The 21,556-nt window shown below is 64.2% G+C and carries 15 protein-coding genes; 4 read left to right on the top strand and 11 right to left on the bottom strand.

Annotation, left to right across the window (positions count from 1 at the left end; translation table 11 throughout):
• The first annotated feature begins 39 nt into the window (after nucleotides 1-39).
• Together ACKTSM_RS07265 and ACKTSM_RS07260 are read left to right on the top strand one after the other, a co-directional pair.
• Entirely contained in the window at nucleotides 40-495 is a 456-nt protein-coding gene (locus tag ACKTSM_RS07265; RefSeq protein ID WP_407873993.1) for an MAPEG family protein, read from the top strand.
• Nucleotides 496-520: 25 nt separating this feature from the next.
• A complete protein-coding gene (locus tag ACKTSM_RS07260; protein WP_407873992.1) occupies nucleotides 521-961 on the top strand; it encodes an MAPEG family protein in 441 nt (146 codons plus the stop codon).
• Nucleotides 962-1,010: 49 nt separating this feature from the next.
• Here ACKTSM_RS07260 and trxB read toward each other — a convergent pair whose 3' ends face one another.
• Together trxB and ACKTSM_RS07250 are read right to left on the bottom strand one after the other, a co-directional pair.
• Nucleotides 1,011-1,979: a thioredoxin-disulfide reductase gene (gene trxB / locus ACKTSM_RS07255; RefSeq protein ID WP_407873991.1), complete on the bottom strand. Its 969-nt coding sequence runs from the start codon at nucleotides 1,977-1,979 to the stop codon at nucleotides 1,011-1,013.
• A 78-nt stretch (nucleotides 1,980-2,057) separates the two neighbouring features.
• Nucleotides 2,058-2,849, bottom strand: coding sequence for a tyrosine-protein phosphatase (locus ACKTSM_RS07250; protein ID WP_407873990.1), 792 nt, complete (start codon nucleotides 2,847-2,849; stop codon nucleotides 2,058-2,060).
• 144 nt (nucleotides 2,850-2,993) lie between these two features.
• Between ACKTSM_RS07250 and ACKTSM_RS07245 the strand changes: the two genes are divergently transcribed.
• Entirely contained in the window at nucleotides 2,994-3,455 is a 462-nt protein-coding gene (locus ACKTSM_RS07245; protein WP_407873989.1) for a response regulator, read from the top strand.
• A 2-nt stretch (nucleotides 3,456-3,457) separates the two neighbouring features.
• Here ACKTSM_RS07245 and ACKTSM_RS07240 read toward each other — a convergent pair whose 3' ends face one another.
• From ACKTSM_RS07240 to ACKTSM_RS07220, 5 genes are all read right to left on the bottom strand, one after another.
• Entirely contained in the window at nucleotides 3,458-5,665 is a 2,208-nt protein-coding gene (locus tag ACKTSM_RS07240; protein ID WP_407873988.1) for a DUF11 domain-containing protein, read from the bottom strand.
• A gap of 68 nt (nucleotides 5,666-5,733) precedes the next feature.
• Nucleotides 5,734-10,968 carry a hypothetical protein gene (locus ACKTSM_RS07235; protein ID WP_407873987.1) on the bottom strand — a complete coding sequence of 1,745 codons (5,235 nt, stop codon included), beginning with the start codon at nucleotides 10,966-10,968 and terminating at the stop codon, nucleotides 5,734-5,736.
• 16 nt (nucleotides 10,969-10,984) lie between these two features.
• Nucleotides 10,985-12,115, bottom strand: coding sequence for a hypothetical protein (locus tag ACKTSM_RS07230; RefSeq protein ID WP_407873986.1), 1,131 nt, complete (start codon nucleotides 12,113-12,115; stop codon nucleotides 10,985-10,987).
• A 104-nt stretch (nucleotides 12,116-12,219) separates the two neighbouring features.
• A complete protein-coding gene (locus ACKTSM_RS07225) occupies nucleotides 12,220-12,717 on the bottom strand; it encodes a hypothetical protein (protein ID WP_407873985.1) in 498 nt (165 codons plus the stop codon).
• A 30-nt stretch (nucleotides 12,718-12,747) separates the two neighbouring features.
• A complete protein-coding gene (locus tag ACKTSM_RS07220) occupies nucleotides 12,748-13,728 on the bottom strand; it encodes a hypothetical protein (protein ID WP_407873984.1) in 981 nt (326 codons plus the stop codon).
• A gap of 353 nt (nucleotides 13,729-14,081) precedes the next feature.
• Here ACKTSM_RS07220 and ACKTSM_RS07215 point away from each other — a divergent pair, with 353 nt between their 5' ends.
• Complete coding sequence (locus tag ACKTSM_RS07215; protein ID WP_407873983.1) at nucleotides 14,082-15,359, top strand: M24 family metallopeptidase; 1,278 nt, start codon at nucleotides 14,082-14,084, stop codon at nucleotides 15,357-15,359.
• On the opposite strand, the gene ACKTSM_RS07210 is transcribed toward ACKTSM_RS07215, so the two are convergent.
• Genes ACKTSM_RS07210 through ACKTSM_RS07195 form a run of 4 tightly spaced genes read right to left on the bottom strand, consistent with a single transcriptional unit; the run spans nucleotide 15,356 to nucleotide 21,546 of the window.
• Entirely contained in the window at nucleotides 15,356-16,345 is a 990-nt protein-coding gene (locus tag ACKTSM_RS07210; RefSeq protein ID WP_407873982.1) for a DUF2891 domain-containing protein, read from the bottom strand. The two genes, ACKTSM_RS07215 and ACKTSM_RS07210, sit on opposite strands and share 4 nt — an antisense overlap.
• Nucleotides 16,336-17,286, bottom strand: coding sequence for a DUF979 domain-containing protein (locus ACKTSM_RS07205; RefSeq protein WP_407873981.1), 951 nt, complete (start codon nucleotides 17,284-17,286; stop codon nucleotides 16,336-16,338). The genes ACKTSM_RS07210 and ACKTSM_RS07205 overlap by 10 nt, the downstream gene beginning before the upstream one ends.
• A complete protein-coding gene (locus ACKTSM_RS07200) occupies nucleotides 17,283-17,978 on the bottom strand; it encodes a DUF969 domain-containing protein (protein WP_407876333.1) in 696 nt (231 codons plus the stop codon). Before ACKTSM_RS07200 ends, ACKTSM_RS07205 begins: the two co-directional genes overlap by 4 nt.
• A gap of 13 nt (nucleotides 17,979-17,991) precedes the next feature.
• Entirely contained in the window at nucleotides 17,992-21,546 is a 3,555-nt protein-coding gene (locus ACKTSM_RS07195) for a hydantoinase B/oxoprolinase family protein (RefSeq protein ID WP_407873980.1), read from the bottom strand.
• Nucleotides 21,547-21,556: the final 10 nt, after the last annotated feature.

The following is a 21,556-nucleotide window of genomic DNA, read 5'->3' as shown; positions in this document are numbered from 1 at the left end:
ACTTACCCAGACACAAGGGACGAGAGGGGAACAATCGCAATGCAGACTCAAATGCTCGCACCGGCAGCGGTGCTGGTGATCTGGACGCTGATCGTCCTGTTCTGGATGGTCCCCACCCGCTTTGGCGCGATTGCCAAGGTCGAAGACAAGAGCGTCTTTCCCAAGAAGATCGGTCCGCGCGGACCCGATCTCGAAGGCGTGCTGCCCGACAAGGCCAACTGGCCCGCGCACAACCACACCCACCTGCACGAACAGCCGACGCTTTTCTACGCGGTCAGTGTCATCCTGGCCATCATTGGACCGGGCGAATGGGACGTGGCCCTGGCATGGATCTATGTCGGGATCAGGATCGTCCACTCGCTGTGGCAGATCCTGTTCAACAAGCTGCCGGTGCGCATCCTGTTGTTCCTGCTGAGCACGCTGGTGCTGGTGGCGCTCGCGATAAGCGCGGTGATGGCGACCGTGTTCGCCGATCCCTCGCTCGCACCGCAATGACAATTTCTACGACAAGGACCTGACAATGACCGGAATGGAAATCCTGGGACCCGCGGTCGCGCTGATGATCTGGACCATGATCATCTGGGCGTGGATGTATGTCACCCGCATCCCCGCAATGACGAAGGCCAAGGTCGATGTCGATCGGCTGGTGAATGACCCGCAGGTCTCGCTCGACAGCGAACTGCCCGCCGAGGTCCAGTGGAAAGCGCACAATTACAATCACCTGCACGAAGCGCCGACCTTGTTCTACGCAGTCGCGATCGTGCTCGCGATCATCGGCCATGGCGACGGGATGAACGCGTTTCTGGCCTGGATTTATGTCGGCCTGCGGGTCGTGCACTCGCTGGTGCAGGTCACCGCGAACAAGGTGATGGTGCGCTTCGTGCTGTTCCTCTTGTCGAGCCTCGTGCTGATCGTGCTGATCTTCCACGCGGCGGTGTCGATCTTCGACATCCACCTCTAGGGGGCACTGGCAAGGCGGCGGTCCCCGAACGGGCGCTGCCGCCTGTCGCCTATTCGGCGGCTTCGCTTTCGAGAGCGTCCTCGCGCGCGGCGAGGTAGCGTTCCGCATCGAGCGCCGCCATGCAGCCCATCCCGGCAGCGGTGACCGCCTGGCGATAGACGTGGTCGGTGACATCGCCCGCAGCGAACACGCCCGGGATCGCGGTCTTGGGCGTGCCGGGCTCGACATCGAGATAGCCGGCATCGTCCATCGGCAGCTTGCCCTTGAACAATTCGGTCGCCGGCGCATGGCCGATCGCGACGAAGGCCCCGTCGGCAGCGAATGTCGAGGTCTCGCCGGTCTGGGTGTCCTTGAGGACGAGGTGCGAGAGCGCGCCGTTCTCGCCCGCCTCGAAGCTCTCGACGGTCTTGTTCCAGAGCGTCGTGATCTTGGGATTCTTGAACAATCGGTCCTGCAGGATCTTTTCCGAGCGCAATTCGTCGCGGCGGTGGATCAGGGTGACATCGTCGGAGTGGTTGGTGAGGTAGAGCGCTTCCTCGACCGCGGTGTTGCCGCCTCCGATCACCGCGACCTTCTTGCCGCGGTAGAAGAACCCGTCGCAGGTCGCGCAGGCCGAAACGCCCTTGCCGCCCAGTTCCTGTTCGCCCGGAACGCCGAGCCATTTCGCCTGCGCCCCGGTCGCGATGACCACGGTGTCGGCAACATATTCATCGCCGCTATCGCCGATGGCACGGAAAGGAGAGCCGTTTTCAAGGTCGACCGAGACGATGATGTCATACATCATGCGCGTGCCGACATGCTCGGCCTGCGCTTTCATTTCCTCCATCAGCCACGGCCCCTGCACCACTTCGCGAAAGCCGGGATAGTTCTCGACATCGGTGGTGATGGTCAGCTGTCCGCCGGGCTGGAGACCCTGCACCACGATCGGCTCTAGCATGGCGCGCGCGGCGTAGATTGCGGCGCTGTAGCCTGCTGGGCCGGAGCCGATGATGAGCATCTTGGTGCGGTGGGTTGCCATTGGGTGATTCCTGTAAACGTGCCCGGTCGATCTAGGCGCAAGCGACGCGCGCTTCAATTCCGGCGCGCGCGGATTGTCTTACGCATCCACAAGCGCAGCTATCAACGCATCGCGCATGGCCGCATCGACGCCCAGCACCTTCGCCAGATAGGCGTCGGTCGAACCGTATCGCTCTGTGACCGACGCGCGCGCGGCCTCGAGAAAAGCGGCATCGACTCCCATGAGAACGCGCGCGGTGGCCTCGTCATGCGCGCCGTATTTCTCGCCGAGCAATTGCATGCCGTGGGCGATCCGCTCCTCGTTGCGCGGCGAGGCGTTGGTGAGGAGGTAATCGTCCATGGCATCGTCGGGATGCACGCCGAGCGCGTGGTGGAGCAAATCGACCGCGATGCCGGTGCGGTCCTTTCCGGCGGCGCAATGGACAAGGCTCGCCCCCTCGCCGCGCGCGAGGCTGGCGAAAAAGCGCGTGAGGATGGCGTTAAGCCCCGCGCGGTCTGGCAAGGCCGCGTAAAGTGTCACCATCGCATCGTGCGCGCTTTGCGCATCGATGCTGCCCTGCGCAGCTTCGAGATGGGGCGCGAGGCCAGCCGTCTCGCCCTCGAAAAACAGCACCTCGCCGGCAAAGCCGTCGTGGCGGCGGCAAGTGTGGCGCGCGCGCTCGCTTTCGCCACGAAGATCGATCACGTGGCGCAAGGCAAGCCGTTCGACCTGGGCGAGATCGCTATCGCTGGCTTCGGCGTGGTGGCCCGAGCGGTAGAGCCAGCCGCGCCTCACCTGTCCGCCGCTGGCCGTGCGGTAGCCGCCGTAATCGCGCAGATTGTGGATCGCGTCAGTGGCAAGGAAGCGGGAGGTATCGTGCTTGGCTGTCATCGCTGCCCCTCTGGCAGGGCGAAAGCCGGCGAGCAACAGCCGACCCTACGTAGCGATACGAGGGTCCGGCAAAGCTTCGCATTGTCCCTGCTGTCGTAATCCAATTCGACACCGATGCCCGTTCAACTCCCGGAAGCACGACAAATGGCCCATATCCTCATTGCCGACGACGACGAACTGATCGCCGAACTCGCCAGCCAGGTCCTGATCGATGCGGGTCATGCCTGCGGCTGGGTGACCAGCGGCGAGGATGCCTGGGCGCTGCTTAAGACACGCCGACCCGACGTGCTCTTGCTGGACCAGGACATGCCGGGCATGTCGGGCGTCACGCTGCTGCGCCGCCTGCGCCAGTCAGAGGAATTCTACGACCTGCCGGTGATCATGTTCACCGCGATGAGCGGGACCGAGGATGAGAGCCAGGCGATCTATGCCGGGGCGCAGGATTTCGTGCGCAAACCGTTCGATCCGCGCGGACTGACCGGCCGGGTGCAGCGCGTCTTGGCCCGCCGCGTGAACCATCCACGCCACAAGGCCCTGGTCACGCATCTGCGCGAGAAATCGGGAATGAGCCAGCCGATCGAAACGCGCGAGCGGCGCTTCATCTAGCCCTATTCGATCACGTAGCGCACCGTGACGGTGAAATCGCCGCCTGCGGAAAAGGCGCCTCCGGGCCTGACGCGAAAATCGGTGATGGCGCTGTCGCAGCCTTGCGCATCGGCGCTCGGCACGTAATCGAAGGTAGTGCCGCTGTTCGAGGAAAACTCGAGATCGTCGCCGGTCACCGCCAGATCGAGTTGCACATCGCCGGTTCCGCCGTAATCGTAGATCAGCCCGTCATCATTGTCGGTATCGGCAAAGATCACCGGGCCGCCACTGCGGCTTATCAGGCACATCTTGGCATCGGCCGGCCCCTCGTCCCAGACCACCACGCTGTCCGCATCGGTTTCGGACGCGCCGGTATTGGTGACGGTGATGAGATATTCGACAGTCGCGCCGGGGATCGCCTTGGGATTGGTGGTACCGTTGACAGGGTCTGAGATGACCGTGCTGACCTTGCTGACATTGAGCGTGGTGAACGGGTCGCACACGTTGATATCGTGCACCGAAATACCCTGCTGGCCGGGATTGGCGGGAGCGGTGGTGTGATTGCCATAGCGGATCGTCACCGTGTCGACCGGTGCGGTGAAGGTCACCACCATATTCCCCAGCGCCTCGGCATTGCCCGACCCGAGGTCACCAATCACCGCATTGCCGCTGACGTAATTCGCATTGCTGTTGGTGAGGATCGGGGAGACGTTCGTCCCGCCATTGCTGCCGATGACCTCGACCCGGTCGGCGAACTGGTTGTTGCCGAAATCGACGTCGAAGATCGAGAATTGCAGGCCGGTGAAACTGCGCGGCAGCGTGATCGTGACCGTCGCGACACCCGCTTGGTTCGCCTGGTTGGCAAGCATGTGCAGGCTGTCTTCGGCAGGCGAAATGCCGCCCGAATAGTAATTGTGCACCGTCGGCGTCTGGCCGCCGAAATTGGCACTGTTCAGAAACACACCGTCATTGGAAATCTGGAAGCGGATATTGCCGAAACTGGCAAAGGCATAGGTGTTGTCAGTCGAACCGTCAGTCCAGCCGGGGATTGCATCCCAGTCGAAGATCGAGCTGCCTGCCGGGCATGACAGCACCGGCGGGATGCCTGGCTGCCGCCCCGATTGCACCGTGAAGGTCGCGGTCGCGTAGTCGTCCTCGCTGGCAACGCCGTTATTCACGGTGGAATCGGGATCGAAGGCGCTGCTCGCGGTGATTTCGGCGATATTGGTCACGCTCGTTCCCGATGCGCTCGAAATGGTGCCGGTGATCGTCAGGCTCGCGCTCGCCCCGGGGGCAAGCGTGCCCACGCTCCACACGCCGGATCCCGAATTGAAGCTGCCATCGCCGCTCGCCGAGGTGAAGGTAAAGCCGGACGGAAACGTGTCCGTCACAGCGACATTGTTCGCGGTAAGTTGCGAGGTGGCGGCATTGCTCGCAGTCAGCCGCCATGTCGCGGACCCGCCGCTGACCGGCGGAGAGCCAATCAGCGTCTTGGTCAGCGAAAGGTCTGCTCCCGGAGCGTCGTAGTCGAAATCCGAGATGGCCAGGAACTGCGAGGAGGGATCGCCGCTGCCGGTATAGCTGAAATAGACGATTCGGATGCGCTGAACCGACTGGCTGCCGAAATCGAAATTGATGTTGCCATTGGTCGAGGCCGTGGTCGAATTGGCTGTCCCGCGCCAACCATCGACGGTAGCGTCGTTGGTGCGCGTCACCGAGCTGCCTGTCGTCCAGAACCCGGCCGTGGGGGCGGCATTGGTAAAACTTCCCGCGGCGTTGTCGTCGTAGAGAACCTCGACCGCATCGATGAAATTGCCGGTATCGATATCGCCGAGAGAAAACTGGAGACCAGTGACCGCGCGGTCGAGCGAGATGGTGATCGTCACCTTGTCACGCGGATCGTAGCTCTGGTCGTCGAAGCCCGAAAGCAGCGGCGATTGCGCGCCACCGATCGTGCCACTGAAATAGCTCACGAAAGTCGGCGCGAAGGCGGGATCGAAACTGCCGCCGCCTTGCGTCGCCACGGAATATTCCACGGTCGCGACGGTGCCGTCGTCGCCGGTCGCGGTTGTGCCCGAAGGCAGCGAACCCTGACTGGCGATCCCCGCATCGGCCCAGTCGATCGTTGCGCCCTGCGCGCGCGCCTCTTGCGCTGCGAGCGAGAACATGCCGATGGCGATCGTGGAGAAAATGACAAGCGCGCGCAGCGCGCCGGGCAGCGAAGCAAACATAAGTTCGCCATAGGCTTTCAAGGTAAATAGGGAGTTTACCTTAATAGCGGTGAAAGGATGGGTTCGCATCAACGCCCCCTCCCGATCCCGAGCGAACGGCCGAGCCCCTCGATCGTGTCGGTGTCGAATTTGAACCGGATCGCTGCGAACAGGCCCTCATCTGTGTTGCGCGCGGCAGAAAAATCACCGTCGCGGAAGCCTTCGACATTGTATCCCAGCGTCAGCAGCATGCCTTCGACCGGGACGAAACCGATGGTGGGGCCATAGGAATAGTCGGTGACGTCGTCTTCGAGATTTGCGCGAACGGTCGCGCTCGCCCCGATTTCGAAGCGTTCGCCGATGCCGATCCGCGCATCGGCGCCGACGAGCACGGTGGTCCCCGAAAACTCGGTGCCTTCGAATTCGTCGAAATTGTAGCGGCCACCCACGAACAGGCGATATTCGTCGCGCCGGGTCTGCTCGGACGTGCCGAACGCGTCTTCGTCCCAGTCGCGCGGCGACCAGTTCGTCGACCAGCTGGCAACGAGGCGGCGCGAAGTCGCATCGCCATCGACGATGAGCGCGGTCCGGCCCGCACCGCCCGCCTGGCCCGAGACGCCGCCGGTGACAGCGTCGCTGCGATATTCGAGTTTGCCGAGCATGGCGAATTCGGATGTGGCGGGGCGGTGCGCGAAAGCCAGGCTGGCATCGAGGATCTCGGTGGTCGGACCGTTTTCATCCTCTGCACGGGTCCAGGTGATGCCGGACCCCAGGATGCTGCCCTCGCCCAGCTGGCGGATCGCACCGAAAGTCGCGCCGGCGCGGTCGGCGTTCTCACCGTCGCGATATTCCCCGCGTGCGGTCACGCTCCAGCGGTCCTTGCGCCATGCGCCGCCGAAGGTAACCGCGGTGAAGTCCTCGAAATTCAGACCGCCGGTCAGCTGTCCACCGCTGGCCGCTGGCTGGAGCGGGTTGACCAGATCGCTGCTTGCCGGTTCACCGCCAATCGTGCGGTTGCCGTCGATCGTCGCGTCGAGAGCAAGCTCGGGAGTGACCTGCAAGGTCTGGGCGAGACCGAAGGCGGCAAAGGTGCGGTTGCCGAATTCGCCGATCGTTTCCTGGCCCAGCGTGGTGACGATCTGGCCGCCGCGCCACGGGCTCGCCTCGATCCCGCCGCGCAGCTGGCGCGCGTCGATCTCTTCGCCGCCGGCAATCTCGTAGCTGCCGACGATGCGGACATCATTGGTCAGCGCATAGCGCACGCCAAGGCGGTGGCGCGCGGGCAGATCGATGCTCTCGGCCTGGTCGAGCGCGATCGCGCTGGCTGCGGACAGTTCGAGCTTGTTGTCGAGCAGACGCTGGGTCACGCCCGCTTCGAGCACGGTCGAGGTGTTGTTCGAGCCATCCACCAGCCGATCGTCGAAGCGCGAGAGGCCAAGACGCAGATCGGTGTTGCCGGTGGTGTAGCCCAGTTGCAGCTGCGCCGCGCGGCGGCGGGTGGTGTCGGTGAGGCTGTCATCCTGCCACACGCTGCCGAGCACGCTCATGTTATCGCTCATCTGGTAGCGCCCATCGATGCCAAACTTGCGACGGCCGAGTTCCGCGCCGTTCTGCTGGCCCACCCCGTAATCGGCATCGAGACGGCGGGCATAGGCGAGCAGGTCGAGCTTGCCGGTCTGGTGCTGCACTTCGGCAAGCCAGCCGGTCGCGTTTTCGCCATTGCGGCGGCTCATCGCGTATTCGCCGCGCAATTGGGTGCTGTCGGTGATCTGGGCGCGCAGGTCGAGCGAGCCGATATGGGTGCGCGCGCCGTTCTGAGCCGAATTGCCATCGCTGATCGCATTGGCGCCGATGCGGATCCGCCCGTCATTGCTGGTCCAGTCAGCGCGAAGGCCCGCGCTCAGCTCTGCCCCGCCCGGTCCGTCGGTCTCGTATTCGACCACGATGAATTGCGGGTTGAGAAAGCCATCACGGCTCAGCACCGGGCGAGCGAAGGTGATGGTCCCCGAAAGCAGGTCGATGTCATAATCGACAAAGCGCGTGAGCGTGCGCGACGAGACGATCTGCTCGCTGCGGAACCGGTCACGCACCTCGATCGTCACTCGCTCACTATTGGCGAGGATCGCGCGGTTCGAAAGCCGGTAGGGTCCGGAAATGCCCTGGCCCTGGATCTCGTCGCGCTGGAGGCGACTGGCAATTTCCGCTGCGAAGGCAGTGGCCTTGACCCGGCCCAGTCGCGCTTCGCCGCGAAGGCCCGTTGCGGTGCGGTTGTAGCGGGCAAGGTCGGTCTGGTCGAAAGCAGTCTGGAAATCGCCATAGAGCGCGTAAAAAGTCGCGGTCTCGATCCGGACATAGAGGTTTTCGCGGCTGGCGGCGTCGAAGCGGCGGGCCGAACCGTCGGCAAAGACAGTGTAATAGGCCTGCGGGTCGATCGCGCCGAGCACGCGTTGGTCGGCACGCTGCTTGGCGCTGTCATAGGCAAGCGTCACGAGATAGCGGCCAAGCACCCGGCCCTTGGCATAAAGCGCGACGCGCGCGTCATCGCCGAGGTCGCTTTCGAAACGGCCTGCGCGCTCCATGTTGTCGGCGACCGAGCGCGCACCGGCAGTGCCTTCGGCGAGACCCACGATGGTCCACTCGATATCGCCGGGTTCGATCCAGGCTTCGAGCTGCTGGTCGCGCACCAATTCGCCATCGCTGAATTCGAAATCGAGCCGCAGCGAGCCGCTGACCATGGTCGGTGCAAGCTCGATCCGGGCGATCCCGTCGCTGCCTTCGACCACCCAGCGCGCCGAACTGGGCGCGAACCCAGTCAGTTGGTTCAATTGCTGGCGATCGATCTGCTCGGCGCTTTCATAGGGCGCGTTGAGCGTGAAATTGCCCGAGACACCGGCGCGCAGGGGGCGATCATTGCGATCGAGCACGCGCACCGCGATCACCGGGCGGGTGCGCCCGTCTGCAACCAGGTTCGACATTTCCGGGACGAACTCGACCCGGCTCGGCGTGGTGGTGAAGAACACCTCGCGGGTGAAAGTCTTCGAGACGGTGCCGAAGCTGTTGACGATGTCTGCCTCGAGCACGCTGCGTTCGTTTTCTAGCAGGACACCGCGCCAGGTGCTCACCGCGAACTGGCCGCGATCGGGCGTGAGCGTGCCGTCGAAATTGAGCCCGCTGACTTCCTTGCCATCGACGCGCAGGACAACACTTTGCCCGCGGCGGTGGCGGATCGCGACGCGGATTGCCGGCGAACGCGGATTGGCGGTGATGCCGGGGGTAAGAAAGCCGTCTTCGCCGTCGCCCAGCGCGATCCAGTCGGTGTTGGGCGCATAGGACATGCCTGCCGCGGCCTCGGCAGCCTCGGCGGTGCTTTCGGGGACACCGGCATCGGTGAGCCGCTCGGCGGTGATCGGCGCGTCGCCGAGATCTTCATCGCCTGCGATCACGTTGACCGCGCGTGCTCCAGCGCTGTCGGGTCGCGTTTCGGCGAACTGGTCGACCGCCTCGATCGCGCCCTGCGGAACGATGGCGTGGAAATCGGCAACGACGAGGCTGCCGCCCTGCCCGATTACGAAACGCGAGCTTTTCGAACCGGCACTGCGGGTGTCGCGATGGCAATCGACGAGCTCTGCACCCTCGGGCAGCGTCATGCGCGCGACCGCGACCACGTGCGTGCCGGGGACGACGCCTTCGAAGTGATAGCGGCCCTGGCTATCGGTGATCGCGTAGGATCCGTCCTCGAGCATCACGCGCACGCCCGGGATACCGGCGCGCGGTTCGCGGACCGAGCACGGGCCTGCGCTTATTCGGCCAATGACCGTCATACGGTCGGCAATGCGTTCGCGCTCGATATCGACTGCGGCGCTCGCGCGGCTCGAACGGCCGAGTGCATCGTTGACCACCGCGGTGTTGACCGCGCGGCCCGGCGCTGCGTCGGGACGCACGCTCATGGCATAGGTCACGCGCACCGCTTCGCCCGGATCGAGATCGCCCAGCGACAGGGTGAAGGTCGAACCGTCAGGCGCGACTTCGACCGCTTCGGCCGGGCTTTCGCCGCCAATGCGGATGGTATCGGGGCGCAGCCGCAGCCAGGGCGACGGCGTGTCGCTGACGACAACATCGCGGCGCGGGCGCGCTGCGTCGGTGTTGCGCACGGTCACGGTGTAAAACACCACGTCTCCCGGCTCTGCACGCAGGCGCGAGGCGGTCTTGACGAGGCCGATATCGCCTCCGGGCCGGTCGAGCGGGATGTCGATCTGCACTGGGGTCGGATCGGTGAGCGTGAAGGTGCCGCCATAGGACCCGTCGAGGATGACGAAGCCGCGTCCGTCGGGACGGGTCAATTGCGAAATCGCAGCCGGGCTTACCACCGAGGGCGCGGTATAGGGGTCAGGCGGAGTGACTTCGAGCCGATAGGTGCCGAGAAAAGTCAGCGGGAACCAGAATTCGCCCGGCTCCATCGATATGACATTGCCAGCGCCATCGGTGATCGGCTGTCCCGACACGACCGTGGAAGGCCAGGCAGTCACGCCGTCTTCGGCAAACACGGTAGCGGGCAGACCGGTGGCGACGTCGATGAGCGTCACGGTCGCACCATCGACCGGTTCGCCGGTCTCGCTGTCGAACACTACGCCGAACGGATCGGCGAGCACTTCGACCATGGTGTCGATGATGACCGCGGTGCCTCCCGGCAGCCGCGCGGTGATCGTGACTTCGGCGCCATCGACGATGCTGAGCACGCAATCGCCCTGGGCAACGGCCGGCGGCATGCGCACAGTGTCGATCTGGCCGATGAAAATGCCCGAATTGGGAGCGGTTTCGTAGATCGTTTCGGTCTCGACGTCCCCGGTCGAGGTCGTGAGAGTGATTTCCAGCTCGTCGATCGCCTGCGGATCGCGATTGGCGGACCGGGCATCGACTTCGAACACCAGCACCTGGCCTGCGCGCAAGACCGAGGTGGCCTCGACTGACGACTGGATCGGATCGAACTGAACGCCCGATGTGCCGCTGGTGCCCGACCCTTGCGTGCTCTGTCCCGCGACCTGACAGACCGGGGAGCGATAATCGAGATCGATGCCGCCCGAAGGCGATGGCCGGAAGGTGCGGATCGAAGGCGGAGCGATCGCAACGTCGAGCGTGACGGTGTTGCTGGTGACATCGACCGGGCGCCCGGCAAACTCGTAACGCGCTTCGGCCGTATTGGTGATCGTGCGGTCCGCGCTTGCGGCCGCGTCCTGCGCGAGCGCCCCTTCCCCGGACACGCCAAGAGGCAGCAGCGCTAGCGAAAGCGCTGCTGCCAGGCGGCCCAGGAAAGGGGTTACACGCAAGGTCTAGTTCCGCCGATCAGTTGATCGTGACGCGGAAGTAGAGCGAGCGCGTGACGCTTGCGGCGATGTCGCTGAGCGTGCCCGAGATCAGGTCGAGCCCGCCCGTACCCGCACCAGCTGAATACGATGCAGCCGCAGTGCCTTCGGCGTCGCTGCCATTGGCGCAGGTCGCAACCGGGGTCGCGCCCGAATTGTCGATCGTCGCGGTGCCATCGACCCAGATACCGAACGAACCGGTATTGCCCGCGGTGATGAAGGTCACATCGGCCGGCAGGTCATCGGCGACGTTGACGGAAGTTGCAGTCGCTGCACCCGCGGCATTCGAAACCGCGATGCAATATTCGATCACTGCACCCGGAATGGCCTTGGGATTGGTCGTGCCGTTGACCGGATCGCTGATGATCCGGCTCGACTTGACCACGCTAACGAGTGCGCCGGCGACGGCAAACTGACCGTCATCGGAGAACGCACCGTCATTGTTGGCTTCCTCGCCGGTTCCGCCATTGCCATCGGCAAGCACGGTGTCGACGCCGTCGGTATTCGCACCCGCAGTCGCGGTGATTTCGGCACCCAGGCCAGCAGTCCCGCTTTCATGAGCATCGGCGACGAGCGCGATGTCGAACGTGTCGCCATTGACAGCATCGGTGGTGATGTCGGCAACGACGAAGACGCTGACGGTATCGGTGCCCGTGCCGTCATCGGCGGCGACATCATCGAGATGGCTGATCGCGCCGGCATCGATATCGGCCTGGTTGAAAGTGCCGCTGCCATCGGCATCGCCATACATGGTGATGTTCTGGATGTTGGCAGCAGTGCCTCCGGTCAGGACGGCATCGAGGTCGAGATCAACGACCGCGTTCGAAAGGTTGGTGACGTCAAAGGTCAGGAGCGCCTGGTTCTGGCCGGGCGAAACCGACACGGGTGAGGTGCTCACGAGGTTGACGTTGACGTCGATCTTGCGGTCGACAGTGAAGGTATCGCTGTCGGTGACCGCGGTCTGGTCCTCGCCGCCAACCTGGAAGCTGACGGAGACGTTGTTGGTGATTGAATCACCGGCGGTGGTCCCGACCGCGAGGGCCGGAGTGCTGGACATGGCGACAAGCGCGACCGCGCTTACCGCACCCAGCAACTGGGTTGTTGGTCTCATTGTACTGGTCCTTTGCGTGTGCCCGTGTCCTGAATGTCCGCCCACGGGACCTGGCGGATTTCACCAGCCGTTGTGCGTGCAACGGCCGATCCTGTTGGTCCTGTTCAGCGAATGATCGCGGGATATTCGAGCCGTCCGGCCTCCCCTGCTGCGATCTCGGCGAGCGTCCAGCGCACATGCGTCACGTCTTCGTGCGTGGCGCTGCGCGTGGTGCCGTCGTCCTCGGCCACGCTGAGCGATGCGAGCGTGCCCCAGTTCTTGCCGCCATCGACAGAAACGGTGAGCGCCGGATCGGCATCGGGAGCGAGGCGCACCGCCGCGGGAAGCGGGTTGGTGACGACAAAATTTTCGACCGGTTCGCTCGAGATATTGGCAAACTCGGTCCCGAAAACCAGCCGGTCGCCCGGTACGATCAGATCGGGTTCGACAAGCCTGGTCGTGGCATTGCCTTCAGCATCGCGATTGGTCTCGACCGCTTTGACGTCGCCCGAAAGTGCGATCGGTCCTGCCGGTTGATCCGGCGCGTCTTGAGCGGCGATTGCCGGCACGGCCGGGACCGAGACAGCGAGCGCAGCTGCGATCACTTTGACGATGATATTCATTGTTTTGGTTCCTCAACCTAAATCTTTTTATCAATCTATCGCGACATCGAAGGTGATCGTGTGGCTCGCCCCGGCATTGACCGTTCCCAGGTCAACCGAGATTCCCGCCGGGTCCGAGGCCTCACCGGCATCATCGCCGCTCGCGTCGGTCAGCGCGCCCGTGTCGAGCGTCAGCGAACCGGCGACGTAAGAGGTGCCGTCGGGAATAGCGTCGGTGACCACAAGCGCATCGACCGAGCCGCTGCCCGAGACGGTTGCGATGATGGTGAAGGTTGCGATCGAGCCGGGGACAACGCTCGACCCGTCGAACGGATCGACGACCGAGACGCTCTTGGCGAGATCGACCGTGGTGATCCCTACTGCGAGCGTTCCGATGGCGCTGTCATCGGCGCCCGTCGCGCCGACGATTGCATCGCCGCCGTCAACACCCTGCCCGGCAAAGACAGTGCCCGGGGCGCCGGTGCCGGTCACCGCTTCGGCGGTGAGTTCGACATCGCTGGTCTCGCCGTCGGAAACGCCAGTGGGGACTTCGACGATGACAAAGACGGTGATCGCCTCGTCAGCGGCCAGCACCCGGGTGGTTTCGGGAGCGGTGAGCACTTCGTCGACGCCCGGATCATAGGTGCCGTTGCCATTGCTATCGACAGCAAGAGCGGTGACGGTAGTGTCGAAATCATTGCCAGCGACGACCGGATTGGCGGTCAGCGCATAGGCTTCGGGTCCATTGCCCTGGTTGGTCACCTCGAAGCTGAGCACCGCTTCGCCCGGCACCGCGCCGACCGGCCCGCCGTCGAGCGAGGTGGTGGTGACATCGATCAGTTCGTCGACGCGCACGATGACGGTGTTCGAATCGATCGTGCGTGGTCCGTCGCCGTCATCAAAGGATGCGGTCGCGGTGTTCTCGATCAGCGTGCCCGCCTCGACCCCGTCGGCAAGCGCCGGGGCAGACAAGGTAAAGGCAATCGCAATGGGTGCGGCAAGTACCGCGTATTTGGTCCTATGCGTGTTCATGCGTAGGACTTTTACGGATGAGTGGTTACCAACCCGTAAGGATGGCCCGCCAAATCGGCAGAACTCCGCGATTCTGAAACAATTTGTTACATTTCGAGATTGGTTAAAACGGGTGCAGATTTGCTGGCTGTGAAGATTTCCGAAAGCACCAAAAACCGCAGTATTCCTACCGTTCGGTAAGTGGAACGGCATGCTTGGCTCCTGCAGCGCGGGTGCTATCAGCGAACACAATCGGGGATCGAAAAGGGGAGAAAAAAATTTTGCCGAAACAGTCGATCTGGCCGCTTTTGATCGTCGCCGGGGTTTTTGGCGCTGCAATTTCCGCCGACGCAGACGCCCGGCCGCTCTTGCCAATGAGCGATACCGAGATCGCCGCGCCCGAAGTGCCCGAAATCCTCGAACTTCGCGCGCAGGCAGCGTTGGTGGATGCCGTGCTCGCCGAAAGGCTCGACACGCTGATCCCTGCCATCATGCGCGAACAGGGCATCGATCTGTGGCTGCTCATGTCGCGCGAATATTTCGAGGAGCCGGTGGTCGCATCGATGCTCAATGCGCGCTCCATGGCCGCACGGCGACGTACGATCCTCATCTTCCATGATCCGGGCGAAGGCCAGCCGGTCGAACGTCTGACTGTCAGCCGCTATGGCCTGGCCGGCCTGTTCGAACCCGCCTGGGACCCTACGATCGAACCTGACCAGTGGCGCGCGGTGGCGCAGATCATCGCTGACCGAAATCCTCGAAAAATCGCCGTAAACTACTCTGATCTGACGGCATTCGGTGACGGGATGACGCTCAGCCAGTTTCGCCTGTTGCAAGCCGCGCTCTCACCCGAGTTGCGCGACAGGATCGTGTCGGGCGAAACGCTCGCGCTGCGCTGGCTGGAAACGCGCACCGAGCGTGAAACCGCGCTTTACCCAGGCATCGTGCGCATTGCGCATGCCGTTCTTGGCGAGGCGCTTTCGCGCAAGGTGATCACGCCCGGTGTGACAACGGCCGACGACGTGCGCTGGTGGATGCGCGAACGCCTACGCGCACTCGGCATCGCCCCGTGGTTCCACCCCTCGGTGGGGATCCAGCGGCGCGGGGTCGAGGGCATGCTGAACGGCGACAACGTCATCGAACCGGGCGACCTGCTCTGGACCGATTTCGGGATCACCTATCTTCGCCTCAACACCGACACCCAGCATCTTGCCTATGTACTCCGCCCCGGCGAAACGGCCGCGCCACAAGGTCTCAGCCGCGGGCTGGCCCAGTCGAACAGGGTGCAAGACATCGTGCGCTCGCATTTCGTGCCCGGCCGTTCGGGCAATGAAGTGCTCGCGCTTGCCCGTGCGGACGCGCAAAGCGAAGGTATCGAGACTTCGATCTATTCGCACCCGATCGGCCTGCACGGCCACGGGGCAGGCAGCGCGATCGGGTTTTGGGACAACCAGTCTGCCGATCCACGCGGCGCCTATACGCTTCATGCCGACACCGCGTGGTCGATCGAGCTCACCACCTATTCCGCAGTGCCAGAATGGGAAGGCCAGCGGGTCGATTTCCGTACCGAGGAGATGGCGTTCTTCGACGGCGAAAACGTGCGCTTTCTCGATGGCCGCCAGCAGGATCTGGTTCTCATCGCCTCGGACTAGGAGGTGCCCGCGAGCGCGAGCAGGGCAAAGCTCGCCAGCCAGTGTTCGCCCATGTAATCGCCGGTCACATGTTCGAACGAGGCGCCGAGGTGATCGCTGGCACGCCGTTCGAGCAGAGGCCGAGCAGGGTCATCGCCAAGCCGTGCGGCGATTGCCCCAAGGCACCAGGCGCGGCTTAGGTTGAGGCCGTCGAGATGGGCGATCTTGCCATCGCTGCGATCGGATACCGTGACCGGGTGGCAGGCCTGTTCGACCCAGCCATTGTTGATCGCGAGCGCCGAAAACCAGGGGCCGAATTGTGCAGGCGGCATCACCGCGCTCATCAACAGGCCGACAATGAGGACCGGCGACAGGAATTCGTCTCCTCCTGGCTCCCACCCTTGATAGTTTGTCTTGTTTTCAAGGTTCTGCACTGACCATTTGTCAATCGACTTTAACAAGGCGGGATCACGCTCCTCGGCCCATTCGCGTGCCAGCACCAGCGCAAAGGCGGTGTTGAAATGAGTGCCGACCGTAATCGGGTAGGTGAGGATCTCGAGGTAGCTACCAAGCCGTTCGGCAAAGGCGCGCGCGAGCGGTTCGATCGCCTCGCCCCAATGCTGGTCGGGGTGTCGGCATGCTTCGTCATGCAGTGCGAGCAGCCAGCCCCATCCATAAGGCCGCTCGAAACCGCGCGCCTCGGGCCGTGCGAGATAATCCAGCTCGGCGCCGATCTTCTCGCGGGTGAAGGTTGCATCGGCGAGCGCCTCGATCGCTTTGGCTTCGGGCATTGCCGGAAACCGGCGGCGCAGGCGCAGCAGGGTCCACCAGCCATGGACGCAGGAGTGCCAGTCGAAGCTTCCGAAGAAGACCGGGTGCAGCACGCGCGGAGGCAACACGTCCGCGTCCGAGGCCATAACATGGTCGAGCTTGTGCGGATATTCGCGCGCGACGTGGCCGAGCGCGGCGCGCGCAAATGTGCGGGCGATCTCCTCGGTCAGTTCCACAGCAGGAATGCTCCCACATAGATGATCACGATGTTGCAGACCCATAGCGGAATCGCGGTGCCGACTTGCTGGCGGATCACCCCGTTCTGGTCTTTCAGTTCGAGCAGCGCGGCGGGAACGATGTTGAAATTGGCCGCCATCGGGGTGAGCAGCGTTCCGCAAAAGCCAGCCAGCATGCCGACAGCGCCGATCACCGCGGGGTTGCCGCCATAGGTTTCTACCAGCAGCGGGATGCCGATCGCGGCCGCCATAACCGGGAAGGCAGCAAAGGCATTGCCCATGATCATCGTGAACAAAGCCATGCCGAGCGCGAAGACCACGATAGTGAGAAACACGCTGCCTTCGGGAATAGCGTTTCCTGCCGCCCCGCCGATGATCTCGCCGACGCCGGCAAGGGCGAACACCGCGCCCAAGGCTGCAAGCATTTGCGGCAGAATCGCCGCCCACCCGATTGAATCGATCAGCCGGCGCCCTTCCTCTGCCGGGGCGAGCGCGGGAGGCCGTAACCACGCCATGGCCGCGACCAACGCGATCAGTACGCCGACGCCGAACAGGATGAGCGTCTCGCGGCGCGGCTCGAACAAGCCGGTCTCGGCAAGCGGGGTGTAATTGTAGAGCAGCGTCCCTGCCACCGCGGTGACAGGGACGATCAGCGCAGGCACGAACAACCGGTTGCCCAGCCGCACCGACAGCGTCTCGCGCTCGGCAGGGGAGGTTGTCGGAGGATCGCTGCGCTTCAGCCCGCCCAGCCCGGCAATCGCGACCAGTGCGAGCACCAGCGCGCCATTGGCAAGATCGGAAAGGTGGCTGCCAAAAAAGAAGCTCGCCGAAAGCAGGCCCCAGAAAGCGGCATTGCCGATCCGGCGATCGCTGAGGCTGAGCAGCGCCCAGGCCGCGAAAAAGGCACCCGCGAGCCAGTAAAGCCATTCATAGGTGATCATGCCGCGCCCTCCCCGCTTGCGGTCCTGCGGACCCGGGCCAGACGGCTTTCGAGCGCGTTGATCCGCCAGCCATGAATGCAGAAGGCGCAGATCGCGGTGGGAATCGCCCAGACCGAGAGCTCGAGCGGGGTCAGCGGGTAGCCGTAGGATTCGAAAACCCCCTGTATCAACAGGATAGAGGCGATTGCGAAGAAAATGTCTTCGCCGAAGAACAAGCCCACATTGTCGGTCGCAGCGGACATGGCGAGCACTTGCTGGCGCTCGCTTTCGTCGAGGTCGCCATGGGTCTTCTCCGCCGCCGCTTCGGCCATGGGTGCGACCAGCGGGCGAACCGCTTGCGGGTGCCCGCCAATATCCTTCATCCCGATCGCCGCGGTCACCTGCCTGAACAGCAGGTAGACCGTCAGAAGCTTGCCCATGGTCGCACCGCGCAGATTGGCGATCACGGCACGTGCACGCTGTTGAAGCCCATAGCGTTCGAGCAAACCGATCACCGGCAGGATGATCCAGGTTACCGAGATATAACGGTTGTCGTTGAAGGCTCGCCCGAGCGCCTCGATGACCGCGACGAGGTCGAGCCCGGCAAGAATTCCGGTTGCGAGCGCCGCCCCGACCACCACCACGAGCGGATTGAACCGCAGCGCAAATCCGATCACGACAAGCGCGATCCCCAGAAGCGGCCAGTAATTCATCGCTGCCTCGCCTTCATTCATCGCCGAATCCCCCTCCCCCCGGCGTCAGGATCACGAAAGCATCGCCTGGCTGCATCCGCACCGATGCGCTTGCGTCCAGTTCCTCTTTGCTGCCATTGACGCGTTCGACCCAATTGCGCCCCGGCCTGGCATCCGATCCTCCCGCAATGCCGCGCGGTGCCACGCAGCGGCGGTTGGCGAGGATATTGGCGCTCATGGGTTCGAGGAAGCTCAGTCGTCGCTCCACCCCGTCGCCGCCTGCATGCCGCCCGGCCCCGCCCGATCCGCGCCGAATCGCAAAGGAATCGAGCCGGACCGGGAGCCGTGTCTCTAGGATTTCGGGGTCGGTCAGGCGGCTGTTGGTCATGTGGGTCTGGACGGCGCTCGTCCCCGGGTGATCGGGTCCTGCACCAGACCCGCCGCAGATCGTCTCGTAATACTGGTGATGCTCGTTGCCGAAGGTGAAGTTGTTCATCGTCCCCTGAGACGGCGCCAGCCTTCCGGTTGCGGCGAACAGCGCGTCGGTGACGCACTGGCTGGTCTCGACATTGCCTGCAACCACCGCGGCACCGGGAGCGGGATTGAGCAGCGAGCCTTCGGGCACGACCAGTGCGACAGGGCGGAGGCAGCCATCGTTCATCGGGATCGCGTCGTCGATCAGCGTGCGCAGGACATAGAGCGCCGCGGCCCGGGTGATCGAGCGCGGCGCGTTGAAATTGTTGTCCTGCTGGGCGCTGGTGCCAGTGAAATCGAACACTGCCGAGCGTGTCGCCCGGTCGATCCGGATCGCGACTGAGACAACCGCGCCATTGTCCATTTCATAGGCAAATTCGCCGTCCTCGAGCCGGTCGAGCAGGCGCCGCACGCTTTCCTCGGCATTGGCAAGGACATGGCCCATATAGGCAGCGATTGCGTCGCGCCCGTTTTGCGCGGCGGCTTCGGCAAGCAGTTCGGCCCCGCGCGTGCAGGCGGCCAGCTGGGCGCGCAGGTCGGACAGGTTGCGATCCGGTGCGCGCGCGGGCCAGCGTGCATCGGCAAGCGCAGCGCGCACTGCGTTCTCGCGCAGGCGCCCTTCATCGACCATCAGCAAATTGTCGATCAGAACGCCCTCTTCCTCGATCGTGCGGCTGCCGGGAGGCATGGAGCCCGGGGCAATCCCGCCAATATCGGCGTGGTGCCCGCGCGCGGCGACAAAGGCGTCGGGCGAGGCGCTGTCTTCGCCATAGAATACCGGGACGATGACGGTGATGTCGGGAAGATGGGAGCCGCCGCGATAGGGATCGTTGAGGACATAGGCATCGCCGCGGCGAAATCCGCGGCCATCGCGCGGCGTCGCGTTCGCTCCGCATCCGCGGGCCTCGATCACGCGGGCAATGCTGTCCCCCATAGAGCCGAGGTGCACCGGGATATGCGGCGCATTGGCGACCAGCGATCCCGCAGCATCGAACAGCGCGCAGGAGAAATCTAGCCGCTCCTTGATATTCACTGATGTCGCTGTCGATTGCAGGACTACGCCCATTTCCTCGGCAATCGCCATGAACAGGTTGTTGAATATCTCGAGCCGGACCGGATCGACCGCGGTGCCCGCCGCACGCTCGCGCACCAGCGCGTCGTGACGGGTGAGGACGAGGCTGCCTTCTGGAGCGAGCCGCGCCTGCCAACCCTCCTCGATCACCGTGGTCGAACCCGGGTCGATCACCAATGCGGGCCCTTGTATCACCTCGCCGACCTTCATCGCGCTGCGGGCCGTGGTCGGCCATTCGCCGCTCGCTGTGCCTGCGACCGGCTCGGGCGCTGCGCGCGCACTGCCCAGCCATCCTGCCCCGCTGCTCCCCTCCACGCTCAGCGCATCGACGATGATTGCCGCGCGTTCATCGCTGTAACCGAAGCGCTGGCGGTGGAGCGCGCGGAATTGTGCATCCATCGCCCCTGTATCCTCGCACGCCACGGTGAGAACAGAATCGCTTCCTGCAAAGCGCAGGCGAGCACGCGGTTTCACTGTGATCGCGTCTTTTGCAATGCCCTGGTCGACCAGCGCGGCCACCGCCTCAGCTTCGAGCGTTTCGCGTTCGCTTGAAAAGTCGCTCGCCAGCTCGCGCACGAGGCTCATTTCGCGAATTGCCTTTACCGGCGCGATGCCGATGCCGAAGGCGGAGAGCATTCCGGAGAGCGGGTGCACCAGCACCGTCTCTATTCCCAGCTCATCGGCCACCCGGCAGGCATGTTGCCCGCCCGCCCCGCCAAAACAGGCGAGCGCATAATCCGTCACGTCGTGTCCGCGTGCGACCGAGATCTTGCGGATTGCATTGGCCATGTTGTCGATCGCGATCGCAAGGAACCCCTCGGCAATCTCGTCGAGCGTGCGCTTTCCCGGCATTTCGGCGGCGACCGCTTCGAGCGCCATGCGCGCAGCATCGCTATCGAGCGGTTCGTCCCCCTTCGGACCGAAAACCGCGGGGAAGAAAGCCGGGTCGATCCGGCCCAGGAACAGGTTGCAATCGGTGACGGTAAGCGGGCCGCCCTTGCGATAGCATGCCGGGCCGGGATCGGCGCCGGCGCTGTGCGGGCCAACGCGAAAGCGCGCCCCGTCAAAGCGGCAGATCGACCCGCCTCCGGCAGCGACGGTATGGATCTGCATCATCGGGGCCGCGACCCGCACGCCTGCGATCACGCTGTCGCCGGTCAACTCGAACCCGCCTGCATAATGCGCGACATCGGTGCTGGTCCCGCCCATGTCGAAGCCAATCAGCTTGTCATGGCCAAGCGGCTTGCACGCCGCGACCATGCCGACCACCCCGCCTGCCGGACCCGACAGGATCGCGTCCTTGCCGCGAAACGCGCCGACTTCTGCCAGCCCGCCATTCGACTGAATGAAGCTCAGGCGCCGGGCAGCGGGCAGTTCGGCGCGCAGCGTATCGGTGTAGCGCGCAAGAACCGGTGAGAGATAGGCATCGACAACCGTGGTGTCGCCGCGCGGGACGAGTTTGATCAGCGGCGCGACCTCGTGGCTAACGCTGACCTGCGCAAAGCCCACTTCGCGCGCGATCGCCTCGAGGCGCTTCTCATGCGCGCTATGCTTCCAGCCATGCATCAGCACGATTGCGAGCGCATCGATGCCTTGCGAGCGCAGCATCACTAGTTGCTCGCGGGCATCGGACTCGTCAAGCGGTTCAAGCACCTCGCCATCGGCCGCGACACGCTCCGTGATGCCGATCACCGATGCGGGCACCTGGTCGGGGAGCACGATGTGCCGGGCGAAAATCTCGGGCCGTGCCTGGGTCCCGATCCGCAATGCGTCCTCGAAGCCGCGCGTGATGGCGAGCGCCATCGGCTCGCCCTTGCGTTCGAGCAACGCATTGGTTGCAACCGTGGTGCCGATCCTGAGTTCGTCAATCGGGCCTTCGCCGTGGCGCGCCATCAGGCGGCGCACCGCCTCGCTCGCCGCATCGGCATAGGCTTCGCGGTTTTCCGACAACAGCTTGTCGGTGACGCGCTGACCGTCCGGCGTCACCGCTACCACGTCGGTGAATGTGCCCCCGCGATCGACCGCAAACCGCCAGCCTGTCATGCCCTGCTCA

It is taken from the genome of Qipengyuania nanhaisediminis, from assembly GCF_045862805.1.
GTDB classification, from domain to species: Bacteria; Pseudomonadota; Alphaproteobacteria; order Sphingomonadales; family Sphingomonadaceae; genus Erythrobacter; species Erythrobacter nanhaisediminis_A.
The sequence above is the reverse complement of the archived record's forward strand: the minus strand, read 5'-3'. Positions and strand labels throughout refer to the sequence as shown.